The organism is Streptomyces sp. NPDC001858 (assembly GCF_053594615.1).
This window is the reverse complement of sequence record NZ_JBSFEV010000017.1, coordinates 157,835-169,875: the sequence shown is the minus strand read 5'-3', so window position 1 is coordinate 169,875 and position 12,041 is coordinate 157,835. Positions and strand designations below refer to the sequence as shown.

The 12,041-nt window shown below is 72.4% G+C and carries 12 protein-coding genes and 1 rRNA gene; 11 read left to right on the top strand and 2 right to left on the bottom strand.

The features are described 5' to 3' along the window. The 3 genes from rrf to ACWCPF_RS24090 form a co-directional block, all read left to right on the top strand. A 5S ribosomal RNA gene (gene rrf / locus ACWCPF_RS24100) occupies positions 1–105 on the top strand; the annotation flags it as partial. A 54-nt stretch (positions 106–159) separates the two neighbouring features. Next, complete coding sequence (locus ACWCPF_RS24095; RefSeq protein ID WP_451047133.1) at positions 160–1,497, top strand: hypothetical protein; 1,338 nt, start codon at positions 160–162, stop codon at positions 1,495–1,497. After that, complete coding sequence (locus tag ACWCPF_RS24090) at positions 1,389–2,165, top strand: tetratricopeptide repeat protein (RefSeq protein ID WP_451047132.1); 777 nt, start codon at positions 1,389–1,391, stop codon at positions 2,163–2,165. Before ACWCPF_RS24095 ends, ACWCPF_RS24090 begins: the two co-directional genes overlap by 109 nt. 52 nt (positions 2,166–2,217) lie before the next feature. Here the strand turns inward: ACWCPF_RS24090 and ACWCPF_RS24085 are convergent, their stop codons facing one another. After that, on the bottom strand, positions 2,218–3,501 hold the full coding sequence (locus tag ACWCPF_RS24085) for a DUF1015 domain-containing protein (protein WP_451047124.1): 1,284 nt from the start codon (positions 3,499–3,501) through the stop codon (positions 2,218–2,220). Positions 3,502–3,595: 94 nt separating this feature from the next. On the opposite strand from ACWCPF_RS24085, the gene ACWCPF_RS24080 reads away from it, so the two are divergent. The 4 genes from ACWCPF_RS24080 (at position 3,596) to ACWCPF_RS24065 (ending at position 7,726) form a co-directional block, all read left to right on the top strand. After that, positions 3,596–4,624 carry an HAD hydrolase-like protein gene (locus ACWCPF_RS24080; RefSeq protein WP_451047123.1) on the top strand — a complete coding sequence of 343 codons (1,029 nt, stop codon included), beginning with the start codon at positions 3,596–3,598 and terminating at the stop codon, positions 4,622–4,624. Between the two features lie 137 nt (positions 4,625–4,761). Further along, positions 4,762–5,805 (top strand): FecCD family ABC transporter permease, encoded by a 1,044-nt coding sequence (locus tag ACWCPF_RS24075; RefSeq protein ID WP_451047122.1) that lies wholly within the window; start codon positions 4,762–4,764, stop codon positions 5,803–5,805. Continuing rightward, positions 5,802–6,863, top strand: coding sequence for a FecCD family ABC transporter permease (locus tag ACWCPF_RS24070; protein WP_451047121.1), 1,062 nt, complete (start codon positions 5,802–5,804; stop codon positions 6,861–6,863). The genes ACWCPF_RS24075 and ACWCPF_RS24070 overlap by 4 nt, the downstream gene beginning before the upstream one ends. Next, on the top strand, positions 6,860–7,726 hold the full coding sequence (locus ACWCPF_RS24065) for an ABC transporter ATP-binding protein (RefSeq protein ID WP_451047120.1): 867 nt from the start codon (positions 6,860–6,862) through the stop codon (positions 7,724–7,726). The genes ACWCPF_RS24070 and ACWCPF_RS24065 overlap by 4 nt, the downstream gene beginning before the upstream one ends. Here ACWCPF_RS24065 and ACWCPF_RS24060 read toward each other — a convergent pair. Continuing rightward, on the bottom strand, positions 7,710–8,057 hold the full coding sequence (locus ACWCPF_RS24060) for an SCP2 sterol-binding domain-containing protein (protein WP_451047119.1): 348 nt from the start codon (positions 8,055–8,057) through the stop codon (positions 7,710–7,712). The genes ACWCPF_RS24065 and ACWCPF_RS24060 overlap by 17 nt on opposite strands. Before the next feature lie 42 nt (positions 8,058–8,099). Between ACWCPF_RS24060 and ACWCPF_RS24055 the strand changes: the two genes are divergently transcribed. The 4 genes from ACWCPF_RS24055 (at position 8,100) to recN (ending at position 11,988) form a co-directional block, all read left to right on the top strand. Further along, entirely contained in the window at positions 8,100–8,396 is a 297-nt protein-coding gene (locus tag ACWCPF_RS24055) for a hypothetical protein (RefSeq protein WP_451047118.1), read from the top strand. A 7-nt stretch (positions 8,397–8,403) separates the two neighbouring features. Continuing rightward, complete coding sequence (locus ACWCPF_RS24050) at positions 8,404–9,219, top strand: TlyA family RNA methyltransferase (RefSeq protein ID WP_451047117.1); 816 nt, start codon at positions 8,404–8,406, stop codon at positions 9,217–9,219. Continuing rightward, a complete protein-coding gene (locus ACWCPF_RS24045) occupies positions 9,216–10,121 on the top strand; it encodes an NAD kinase (protein WP_451047116.1) in 906 nt (301 codons plus the stop codon). The genes ACWCPF_RS24050 and ACWCPF_RS24045 overlap by 4 nt, the downstream gene beginning before the upstream one ends. Positions 10,122–10,269: 148 nt before the next feature. Then, positions 10,270–11,988 carry a DNA repair protein RecN gene (gene recN / locus ACWCPF_RS24040; protein ID WP_451047131.1) on the top strand — a complete coding sequence of 573 codons (1,719 nt, stop codon included), beginning with the start codon at positions 10,270–10,272 and terminating at the stop codon, positions 11,986–11,988. Positions 11,989–12,041 lie beyond the last annotated feature (53 nt).

Genomic DNA, 12,041 nt, shown 5'->3' with positions numbered 1-12,041 from the left:
AGCGTGAGGGAAACGCCCGGTTACATTCCGAACCCGGAAGCTAAGCCTTACAGCGCCGATGGTACTGCAGGGGGGACCCTGTGGGAGAGTAGGACGCCGCCGAACAATCTTTGGAAGGACCCTTGGTCCCAGCGTTCAGCTGGGACCAAGGGTCCTTTTTTGCTTTTCTGGAGCGCGCCGGGTAGCCGGTTGCGCGAGAATGTTTGCGGTACCGAAGACAGGAGTCACCGATGTCCACCAACTCTCCCGACGACCGACCGGAGCGCGACCAGCGGCGACGGGACAGTGGGGACCGTGGCGACCGCGGTGCCAACCGTGGTGGTGATCGTGGTGGTTTCCGTCGCGATGACAGTCGTGGTGGTGGCCCGCGTCGTGATGATCGTGGGTCTCGTCCGGCGTTCCAGCGTGATGATCGGCGTGATGGTGATCGTGGTCCGCGTCGCGACGACCGTGGTGGTGACCGTCCCGCGTTCCGTCGTGACGACCGCCGTGACGAGCGTCCTCCCTTCCGCCGGGACGACCGCCGGGACGACCGGCGCGATGACCGCCGTGACGACCGGCGGGACGACAACCGTGGTGATCGTGGTGGTTTCCGCCGCGATGACAACCGTGGTGGTGGCTTCCGGCGTGATGATCGTCGCGACGATCGTCGTGATGGTGATCGTGGGCCGCGTCGGGACGACCGTGGTGGTGACCGTCCCGCGTTCCGTCGTGACGACCGCCGTGACGAGCGTCCCCCCTTCCGTCGAGACGACCGGCGCGATGACCGCCGGGATGACCGGCGGGACGACAACCGTGGTGGGGGCTACGTTCGGCGGGACGATCGTCGCGACGACCGTGACCGTGGTGGTGATCGTGGTGGTTTCCGTCGCGATGACAGTCGTGGTGGTGGCCCGCGTCGTGATGATCGTGGGTCTCGTCCGGCGTTCCAGCGTGATGATCGGCGTGATGGTGATCGTGGTCCGCGTCGCGACGACCGTGGTGGTGACCGTCCCGCGTTCCGTCGTGACGACCGCCGTGACGAGCGTCCTCCCTTCCGCCGGGACGACCGGCGCGATGACCGCCGTGACGATCGGCGGGACGACAACCGTGGTGGGGGCTACGTTCGGCGGGACGATCGTCGGGATGACCGGCGTGACGATCGGCGGAGCGATGGTCCCGGTGGTTATGTGCGGCGGGATGACAGCCGGGGTGAGCGCGGGGGCTTCCGTGGGCGGGATGACCGGGATGCGCGTGGGCCCCGTCGGGACGACCGTGGTGGGCGGCCCGGTGGCTTCCGTGGGCGGGACGGGCGCGACGACCGTCGGGATGACCGGCGCGACGACCGGCGTGGTGGCGGTGGGCGGTTCCGTGACGAGCGGGATCGTGACCGCGAGCCGATCAAGCGGCTGCCGATCCCGGAGGACGTCACCGGCGAGGAGATCGACAAGGACGTACGGCAGGAGCTGCAGAGCCTGCCCAAGACGCTTGCCGATGACGTCGCCAAGAACCTGGTGATGGTCGCCCGGCTGATCGACGAGGACCCCGAGGGCGCCTACGGGTACTCGAAGGTGGCTCTGCGGCTGGCTTCGCGTGTCGCCGCCGTGCGTGAGGCGGCCGGGTTCGCGGCGTACGCCAACCAGAAGTACAGCGAGGCGCTCGCCGAGTTCCGGGCTGCGCGGCGGATGAGCGGCGGCGTGGAGCTGTGGCCCGTCATGGCCGACTGCGAGCGTGGGCTCGGCCGGCCGGAGAAGGCGCTGGACATGGCCGGCGCACCCGAGGTGAACAAGCTCGACAAGGCCGGCCAGGTCGAGATGCGGCTCGTCGCGGCCGGCGCCCGGCGCGACATGGGGCAGCTGGACGCGGCCATCGTGACGCTGCAGAGCCCCGAGCTGGCTGCCGGCTCCGTCCAGCCGTGGACCGCGCGGCTGCGGTACGCGTACGCCGACGCGCTGCTCGCCGCAGGGCGTGAGGACGAGGCGCGGGAGTGGTTCGCCAAGGCCGTCGAGGCGGACCGGGACGGCAGCACGGACGCCTCCGACCGGCTTGCCGAGCTGGACGGGGTGGACTTCGTCGACGCCCTGGACGACAGGGGTGACAGCGGCAGCGGCAGCGAGACCGACGGGGGCGACGCGGCCGTCGTCGAGGACGTGGCTGAGGCGAAGGTCGAGCGCGACGAGGACTGACGTAGGTGCAAGGGGCGGGATCCGGTTCACCGGGTCCCGCCCCTTCGTGCGTTCAGGCGTCGAGTGCGCGCAGGACCAGGCCCGAGGCCGGTTTCGGGCCGAACGACGTCGACTTGCGGGGCATGGTGACGCCCTGTCGGGCGAGGTCGCGGACGACGTCCTCGTGGACGGGGTGGAGCAGGACCGCGGTTCCGCCGTCGCGTCGGGCCTTGCGGACGGTTGCCGCCGTGTCGTGGATGTAGGCGATGCGGGTGGGGTCGTCCTCGGGGATGTGCCAGATGTGGTCGAGGAGGGTGGCGTGCAGGACCGTCGCGTCCAGGGTGCGCCAGGCGTCCGGGCGGTCGGTGGGGACGGTGCGGTCGAGGAGGGCCTGGTCGGGGCGGTCGACGAGGTGGAAGGCGCCGTCGCCGGCCAGGAGGAAGGCGTTGCCCGCGCGGGCGGCGTCCGCCAGGGCTTCGAGGGCCTGCGGGAGGGGGAGCTCCAGGTGCCGGACGCGGAACCGGCCGTCGAGCGCGGCCAGGGCGTCCGCGACGGGCAGGCCGTGCAGCAGGCGGTGGATGGCGCGGACGCGCAGGGGGTAGCGGACGGTGTCGACCAGGAGGACCAGGCCGTGGTCCCAGGGGCTGGGGGAGGGGTGCTCGGCACGGAGGCGGAGGTAGGTCGCCCAGCGGTGGTGGCCGTCGGCGATGAGGGCCTGGTGGTGGGCGAGGTCCTCCTGGACGCGGGCCGTGTCGGCGGGGTCGGTGATCGCCCAGAGGCGGTGGCTGTAGCCGTCCTCCGTGGTGGTGGAGAGCAACGGGGGCCGGTCGGCCGTGCGGTCCACGATCTCCGCCGTGGCGCCGTTGCCCCGGTACGTGAGGAGGAGGGGTTCTAGGTTCGCGTAGGTGGCGCGCATCAGGGCCGCGCGGTCCGCGACGACGTGCGGCATGACGTCCTCGTGGGGGAGGACGATGCCCTCCGAGGGTTCCGAGACGCGCAGGGCGCCGATGAGGCCGCGCTGGAGCATGCCGTCCGCGTGCCGCTGCTCGTAGACGTACAGGGCGGGCTCGGGGTCGGCCGTCAGGACGCCCTCGGACAGCCAGCGTTGCAGGGTGTCGGCGGCCTGTTCGGTGCGGGCGCTGGGGGTGGTCGCCTGCGGGAGGATCAGGCGGACGATGTTGTACGGGTCCGCGTCCTGGAGGTGGTGCAGGCCGTCCGGGCGTACGACGACGTCGTACGGCGGCGAGGTGACGGCGGCGAGGCTTCCGACCCGGTCGGGGTCGTAGCGCAGGCCTCGGAACGGGGTGAGTTCCAGGCCTCGGGGCGCCGTTGCTTCCGAGTGACCTGCTGTGTTCATCCCGGCATCGTACGGGTCGGACATGTGGGCGTACCTCTGTCAGTGGCATGCGGGATGATCGGGGGAAAGCGGACCGAACGAGGAGCGATGTGCAATGAGCCGGAGCGTCAGGACGAGGCCCGAGGGCAGTGGGCAGGCCCTGAGCGAGGCGTACGACACGGCGCTGCTCGATCTGGACGGGGTGGTGTACGCGGGCGGGAACGCGATCGTTCACGCGGTCGAGTCGCTGGCCGTCGCGCGGGCCGGCGGAATGCGTCTTGCGTATGTGACCAACAACGCGCTGCGGACGCCCGGCACGGTCGCCGAGCACCTCACCGAGCTGGGGATACCGACCGGGGCTGAGGACGTCATCACCTCGGCGCAGGCCGTGGCGCGGCTGATCAGTGAGCAGGTTCCGGCGGGGGCGCGGGTGCTGGTGATCGGCGGGGAGGGGTTGCGGGTGGCGCTGCGGGAGCGGGGGCTCGTGCCGGTGGAGTCGGCGGACGACGATCCGGCGGCGGTGGTGCAGGGGTTCGGCGGTCCGGATCTGCCGTGGGGGCGGTTCGCGGAGGCGTCCTACGCCGTCGCGCGCGGGGTGCCGTGGTTCGCGTCCAACACGGATCTGACGATTCCCAGCGGGCGGGGGATCGCGCCGGGCAACGGGGCCGCGGTGGAGGTCGTGCGGATCGCGACCGGGGCCGAGCCGCAGGTGGCGGGCAAGCCGCTGCCGCCGATGCACCGGGAGACGATCCTGCGGACGGGCGCCGAGCGGCCGTTGGTCGTCGGGGACCGGCTGGACACGGACATCGAGGGCGCGTTCAACGGGGAGGTCGACTCGCTGCTCGTCCTCACCGGTGTCACCGACGGCGCACAGCTGCTCGCCGCGCCGCCGCAGCACCGGCCGACCTATGTCGACAGCGATCTGCGCGGGCTGCTCACCGGGCAGCCGGAAGTCGTCGCGGAGGGCGCTGGGTTCCGGTGCGGCGGGTGGACGGCGAGCGCGGGGGCGGAGGCTCTGGAGCTGGCCGGGGACGGCGAGGCCCTGGACGGGCTGCGGGCGTTGTGCGCGGCGGCCTGGACGGCGGCCGGGGACGGGGCCTGTGGGCTGGACGGCGGGAAGGCGCTGGCGCGGCTGGGGCTGTGACGAGGGTTCCTGCCGCCCGAACCTGCCGCCCGAACCTGCCGCCCTGAACCTGTCGCCCTCGACCTGCGGACCGGCTGGGCCGGCAGCGGTCGTGACCAGGGATGAGGTGGATTGGGAGGGTAGGCTAACCTAACTGCGTGTTGGTCGACAGTGTTCCCGAACAGCGCGCGGAGACCGCCTCCGCGCCCCCGAACCGATGGGCGCCACGTTCCGTCGGGTTGCTTGCCGCCCTGGCGATCCTGCTGGCGGTGGCCGTGGCGAGCATCGCCATCGGGGCCAAGGAACTGTCCGTCGCACAGGTCTGGCACGGGCTGTTCGAGGACTCGGGGACGTACGCGGACGTCGTCGTCGACGAGCGGCTGTCGCGGACCGTGCTGGGAATGCTCGTCGGGGCGGCGCTGGGCCTGTCGGGGGCCGTGCTGCAGGCGCTGACGCGCAATCCACTGGCCGACCCCGGTCTGCTCGGCATCAACGCGGGCGCCTCGGCCGCCGTCGTCACCGCCATCACCTACTTCGGCGTCACGAGCCTGAGCGGCTATGTGTGGTTCGCCTTCTTCGGGGCGGCCGCCGTCGGCGCGCTGGTCTGGTTCCTCGGCGGCAGCCGGGGGGCCACGCCGGTGCGGCTCGCGCTCGCCGGCACCGCGATCAGCGCCGCGCTCTACGGCTACCTCCAGGCCGTGATGATCATGGATGACGCGGCGCTCTCCCGGATGCGTTTCTGGACGGTGGGTTCGCTGTCGACGGCTACCGACGAGACCATCTGGCAGGTGCTGCCTTTCCTGGCGGTCGGCACGCTCCTCGCGTTCGCTCTCGCCCGGCCGCTGAACGCGGTGGCCATGGGCGACGACACGGCCAAGGCGCTCGGCGCGAACCTCAACCGGACCCGGGCGCTGTCGATGCTCGCCGCGACCGTGCTGTGCGGGGCGGCGACCGCCGCGTGCGGGCCGATCGTGTTCGTCGGGCTGATGGTCCCGCACATCGTCCGCTCGTTCACCGGTCCCGACCTGCGCTGGATCATGCCGTACGCGGCCGTCCTGTCGCCGGTGCTGCTGCTGGGCTCCGATGTCATCGGCCGGGTCGTCGCCCGGCCCTCCGAGGTGCAGGTCGGCATCATCACCGCGATCATCGGCGGCCCGGTCTTCATCTTTCTCGTACGACGGCGGAGGACGGCCCAGCTGTGAAGAGCGCACAGAAGACCGTCCGGAACTCCCCTCGTGCGGTGCGTACCCCGGGTGGGCTGTCCGTCCGGCTGGACCCGCGGGCGCTGATCGTCGTCCTGCTGCTGGTGGTCGCCGCGCTCGCCGCGAGCGTCGTGCTGATCGGCACCGGCGACTTCCCGATCCCGGCCGGCGACGTCGTGAAGACGTTGCTCGGCGACGGCAATGCCGGGCAGGAGTTCATCGTCAACGAACTGCGGCTGCCGCGGGTCCTCGTGGGGCTGCTCGTCGGGGCGTCGCTGGGGCTCGGCGGGGCGCTGTTCCAGGCCGTGTCGCGCAACCCGCTGGGCAGTCCGGACGTGCTGGGGCTCGGGCAGGGCGCGACGGCCGGCGCGCTGGTGATGATCGTGCTGTTCTCCGGGAGCGCCGCGCAGGTGACCGTCGGCGCGCTGGTGGGCGGCCTGGTGACCGGGGCCCTCATCTATCTGCTGGCGTGGAAGCGGGGGGTGCACGGGTACCGGTTGGTGCTCGTCGGCATCGGTGTCTCGGCCGTCGCGACGGCCGTCAACGGCTACCTGATGACCAAGGCGGACTTCGTGGACGCGGCCCGCGCGGTCGTGTGGATGACCGGCACCCTCGACGGGCGGGACTGGAAGCAGGTCTGGCCGCTGCTCGCGCTGGCCTGCGTCCTGGTGCCGCTCGTCCTCGCCAACGCGCGCGGGCTGCGGATGATGGAGATGGGCGACGACGTCTCGCACGCGCTGGGGGTGCGGGTGGAGCGCGTACGGCTGCTGCTGATGGTCGCCGCCGTGCTGCTCACCGCGGCCGCGACCGCCGCGGCGGGTCCCGTCAGCTTCGTGGCGCTCACCGCGCCGCAGCTCGCCCGGCGGCTGACCCGGTCGCCCGGGCCGAATCTCGTACCGTCGTTGTGCATGGGCGCCGCCCTGCTGGTCATCGCCGACTGGGGCTCGCAGCGGCTCTTCGGCGACGGGCAGCTGCCCGTGGGCGTGGTCACCGGTGTGCTCGGCGGGGTCTACCTGCTGTGGCTGCTGGTCACCGAGCGCAAGGCGGGACGGATATGAGCCGCGCCACCCCTGCAAGCAATGGGCTGAACATCAAGAGGAGCACCGTGAACCGCCTGTCCGCCGAGAATGTCACCCTCGCCTATGACCAGCGGGTCATAGCCGAACAGCTGTCGGTGGAGATACCGGACAACTCCTTCACCGTGATCGTCGGCCCGAACGCCTGCGGCAAGTCGACGCTGCTGCGGGCGCTGTCGCGGATGCTGAAGCCGAGCCAGGGCCGGGTGCTGCTGGACGGGCAGGTCATCCAGTCGATGCCCGCGAAGAAGGTGGCGCGGACGCTGGGGCTGCTGCCGCAGTCGTCCATCGCGCCCGAGGGGATCACCGTCGCCGACCTCGTCGGCCGCGGCCGGTATCCGCACCAGGGAATCCTGCGGCAGTGGTCGTCCGAGGACGAGCGGGTGGTGGGGGAGTCGATGGCGCAGACCGGGGTCGCCGAGCTCGCCGACCGGTTCGTCGACGAGCTGTCCGGCGGCCAGCGTCAGCGGGTGTGGATCGCGATGGCGCTCGCCCAGCAGACCCCGCTGCTGCTGCTCGACGAGCCGACGACGTATCTCGACATCCAGCACCAGATCGACGTCCTGGACCTGTGCGCGGAACTGCACGAGGAGCAGGGGCGCACGCTGGTCGCCGTGCTGCACGACCTCAACCACGCGGCGCGGTACGCCACGCATCTGGTCGCGCTGAAGGACGGCGAGGTCATCGCGCAGGGCGCGCCCGCGGACGTCGTCACGGCCGGGCTGGTGGAGGAGGTCTTCGGGCTGCGCTGCCAGGTCATCGACGACCCGGAGACCGGGACGCCGCTGGTGGTGCCGGCGGCCCGCAAGGCACGCGCGCGCGTGGTCGCTAAAGAAGCTTCCTGAGCTGGAACAGGTCCCTGAGGCCGGCCTCCAGCTTCACCCGCCCCGAGCCCCACGCCTTGGCGAAGTTCAGTTCGCCGGCGACCAGCGCGACCAGGTCGTCGCCGGTCATGGTCAGCCTGATCTGGGCCTTCTCCGGCGGAGGCCCCTGGAGGGTGTCGTGGACCACGATCCGGCCGCCGGTCATCCGGCCGACGAACGTGACGTCCAGGTCGGTGATCCGGCAGCTCACCGAACGGTCCATGGCGGCGGCCGTCCGGACGTCGCCTTCGGCGCCCTGCATATTGGCGGAGAGCTTCTCGAGTGCGGCACGGCACTCCTCGATCGTGGCCATCGTGACCGACGGTACCCCAGGGGTTCGCGGTAGCGTCTGGGCATGAGCGACACAGTGCCGCAGACGGGTGCGGGGACCGGGACGGAGGCCGTGGCCGAGGCGCGGGAGCCGGAGCACGACCCCGCCGCTCCCGCCCCGCTGGCCGTCGCGCGTGTCGCCACCGGCAACGCCGAGGTGGACGCGCAGCTGGAGCGGCTGGCCGACGCGGACCACCTCGCCACGGACGGACATCTCCAGGTGTACGAGGATGTACACCGGGGGCTGCGCGACGCGCTCACCGCGCTCGACGCCCGCCCGGGACCTCCGGCGCCCCCGACCTCGTACGGCACTAGGAGCTGAACCGAACGTGGCAGGAGTCGCACGTCGCCGTCTGGACGCGGAGCTGGTCCGCCGGAAGCTCGCGCGCTCGCGCGAGCACGCGGGCCAGCTGATCGCCGCCGGGCGGGTCTCCGTCGGCAGGACCGTCGCGACGAAGCCCGCCACGCAGGTGGAGACGGCGGCCGCGATCGTCGTCGCCGTCGATGACGACGACCCCGACTACGTGTCCCGTGGCGGCCACAAGCTGGCCGGCGCGCTGGAGGTCTTCGTGCCGCAGGGGCTCGTGGTGGAGGGGCGGCGGGCGCTCGACGCCGGCGCGTCCACCGGCGGGTTCACCGATGTGCTGCTGCGGGCGGGTGCGGTGCACGTGGTCGCCGTGGACGTCGGATACGGACAACTCGCCTGGTCTCTGCAGAGCGATGAACGCGTCACCGTCAAGGACCGTACGAACGTACGCGAGTTGACGCTTGAAGCGATCGATGGGAAGCCTGTGGATCTTGTCGTGGGGGACTTGTCCTTCATCCCGCTGGGGCTGGTGCTGCCCGCCCTGGCCCGGTGCGCCGGGCCGGACGCGGACCTGGTGATGATGGTCAAGCCGCAGTTCGAGGTGGGGAAGGAACGGCTCGGCAGCGGAGGGGTCGTACGGAGTCCGCAGCTGCGGGCGGAGGCCGTGCGGGGCGTGGCCGGGAAGGCGTGGGAGCTGGGGCTCGGCGTGAAGGGTGTCACCGCCAGCCCGCTGCCCGGGCCGTCGGGCAATGTCGAGTACTTTCTGTGGCTCCGGGCGGGGGCGCCTGCCCTCGACCCGGCCGATGTCGACCGTGCAGTTGCGGAGGGGCCGCGTTGACGCTGAACCGAGCTCGTACTGTGTTCCTGCTCGCCCACACCGGGCGGCCCGCGGCCATTCGCAGCGCCGAACTGGTGGTCAAGGGGCTGCTGCGCGAGGGCATCGGGGTGCGCGTACTGGAGTACGAGGCCGCCGATCTGCCGCTGCCGGACGAGGTGGAGCTGGTCTCCGAGGCCACCCCGCAGTGCCTGGAGGGCTGCGAGCTGCTCATCGTCCTGGGCGGTGACGGCACGCTGCTGCGCGGCGCGGAGTTCGCGCGGGCGTCCGGGGTGCCCATGCTCGGCGTCAACCTCGGGAGCGTCGGCTTCCTCGCCGAGGCCGAGCGGGACGACCTCGACAAGGTCGTCGACCGGGTGGTGACGAAGGCGTACGAGGTCGAGGAGCGGATGACCGTCGACGTGGTCGTGCACCGCAACGGCGACATCGTGCACACCGACTGGGCGCTGAACGAGGCGGCCGTGCAGAAGGCGGGCGCCGAGAAGCTGCTGGAGGTCGTGCTGGAGATCGACGGGCGGCCGGTCACCGGCTTCGGGTGCGACGGGATCGTCCTGTCGACCCCGACCGGGTCCACCGCCTACGCGTTCTCGGCGGGCGGGCCGGTGGTGTGGCCCGAGGTCGAGGCGCTGCTGATGGTGCCGATCAGCGCGCACGCGCTGTTCGCGAAGCCGCTGGTGACCTCGCCGAACTCGGTGCTCGCCGTGGAGCTGCTGCCGCACATTCCGCCGGGTGTCCTGTGGTGCGACGGGCGGCGGACCTTCGAGCTGCCTCCGGGGGCCCGGGTCGAGGTGCGGCGGGGCAGCGTCCCGGTGCGGCTGGCGCGGCTGCACCACGCCTCCTTCACCGACCGGCTGGTCGCGAAGTTCGCGCTGCCCATCTCGGGGTGGCGCGGCGCGCGGCATTAGCAACCCTGCGCGGGCGGGGCGAGTGCACTCGGGTGGGTGATAAGTGAAGGCCCTCCGCTTTCGCCCACCTGCCGGTTCTCGCTGTGGGGGCGGGGGGCGTCGCACTCCCGCCCCCCGACCTCGTAAGGTCGTGTCCGTGTTGGAGGAGATGCGGATACGGTCGCTCGGAGTCATCGACGACGCGGTCGTCGAGCTGTCGCCCGGCTTCACCGCCGTCACGGGTGAGACGGGTGCGGGCAAGACCATGGTGGTCACCAGCCTCGGGCTGCTGCTGGGCGGGCGCGCGGACCCGGCGCTCGTGCGGATCGGCGCCGAGAAGGCGGTCGTGGAGGGGCGCATCAGCGTGCCCGCGGGCGCCTCGGTGGTCGTCCGGGCCGAGGAGGCCGGGGCCGAGCTCGACGACGGGGCGTTGCTCATCAGTCGGACCGTTTCCGCCGAGGGGCGGTCACGGGCGCACGTGGGCGGGCGGAGCGTGCCCATGAGCGTGCTCGCCGAGCTCGCCGACGAACTGGTGGCGGTGCACGGGCAGACCGACCAGCAGGGGCTGCTGAAACAGTCCCGGCAGCGGCAGGCGCTCGACCGGTACGCGGGCGACGCGGTGACCGTGCCGCTCGCCAAGTACAGCGAGGCCTACCGGCGGCTGCGGGCCGTGGCCGTCGAGCTGGAGGAGATCGTCACGCGCGCGCGTGAGCGGGCCCAGGAGGCCGACATGCTGCGCTTCGGGCTCGACGAGATCGCCGGGGTCGAACCGCGTGCCGGGGAGGACGTGGAGCTGTCGGAGGAGGCCGAGCGGCTCGGGCACGCGGAGGCGCTGTCGTCCGCCGCGACGGCCGGGCACGCCGCGCTGGCCGGCAACCCGGAGGATCCCGAGGGCATCGACGCCGCCACGCTCGTCGCGGGGGCGCAGCGGGCCCTGGAGACCGTCAGGTCGCACGATCCGGCGCTGGCCGCGCTCGCCGACCGGCTCGGGGAGCTCGGGATCCTGCTGGGCGATGTGGCGGGCGAGCTCGCCGGGTACGCCGACGACCTCGACGCCGATCCGCTGCGGCTGTCGGCCGTCGAGGAGCGGCGGGCCGCGCTCACCGCGCTCACCCGCAAGTACGGCCAGGATGTGAACTCCGTCCTCGCCTGGGCCGAGCAGAGCGCCGCCCGGCTCACCGAGCTGGACGGCGACGACGAGCGCATCGACGAGCTGACCGCCGAACGGGACGCCCTGCGCGCCGAACTCGGCGGGCTGGCACAGGCGCTGACGGACGCGCGCACGGAGGCCGCCGCGAGGTTTGCGGCCGCGGTGACGGCAGAGCTTGCGTCCCTCGCGATGCCGCACGCGCGCGTGTCGTTCGACATCCGCCAGACCGAGGACCCGGAGGGCGTGGAGGTCGGCGGCCGCGCGGTCGCCTACGGTCCGGCTGGCGCGGACGAGGTCGAGCTGCTGCTCGCCCCGCACCCGGGCGCGCCGCCGCGGCCCATCGCCAAGGGCGCGTCCGGCGGTGAGCTCTCGCGCGTGATGCTCGCCGTCGAGGTGGTGTTCGCGGGGACGGACCCCGTGCCGACGTACCTCTTCGACGAGGTCGACGCGGGCGTCGGCGGCAAGGCGGCCGTCGAGATCGGACGGCGGCTCGCGAAGCTCGCGAAGAGCGCGCAGGTCGTGGTCGTCACCCACCTGCCGCAGGTCGCCGCCTTCGCCGACCGGCAGCTGCTGGTGGAGAAGACCAACGACGGGTCGGTGACCCGGTCCGGCGTGAAGGTCCTGGAGGGCGAGGACCGGATCCGCGAACTGTCCCGGATGCTCGCAGGCCAGGAGGACTCCGAAACGGCCCGAGCCCACGCAGAAGAGCTCCTGGCAACGGCTCGCGCGGACGGCTAGCGCGGACCGCCGGCGGCGACGACGCGGCGGGACCCGGGCGGCGCGGACGGGGC

What these genes read in the sequence shown, in the direction of transcription:
- ACWCPF_RS24060 (WP_451047119.1), bottom strand. Translation starts at nt 8,057, where the DNA reads ATGGCCACGATCGAGGAGTGCCGTGCCGCACTCGAGAAGCTCTCCGCC.
- ACWCPF_RS24080 (WP_451047123.1), top strand. Translation starts at nt 3,596, where the DNA reads ATGAGCCGGAGCGTCAGGACGAGGCCCGAGGGCAGTGGGCAGGCCCTG.
- ACWCPF_RS24085 (WP_451047124.1), bottom strand. Translation starts at nt 3,501, where the DNA reads ATGAACACAGCAGGTCACTCGGAAGCAACGGCGCCCCGAGGCCTGGAA.
- ACWCPF_RS24065 (WP_451047120.1), top strand. Translation starts at nt 6,860, where the DNA reads ATGAGCCGCGCCACCCCTGCAAGCAATGGGCTGAACATCAAGAGGAGC.
- ACWCPF_RS24055 (WP_451047118.1), top strand. Translation starts at nt 8,100, where the DNA reads ATGAGCGACACAGTGCCGCAGACGGGTGCGGGGACCGGGACGGAGGCC.
- recN (WP_451047131.1), top strand. Translation starts at nt 10,270, where the DNA reads ATGCGGATACGGTCGCTCGGAGTCATCGACGACGCGGTCGTCGAGCTG.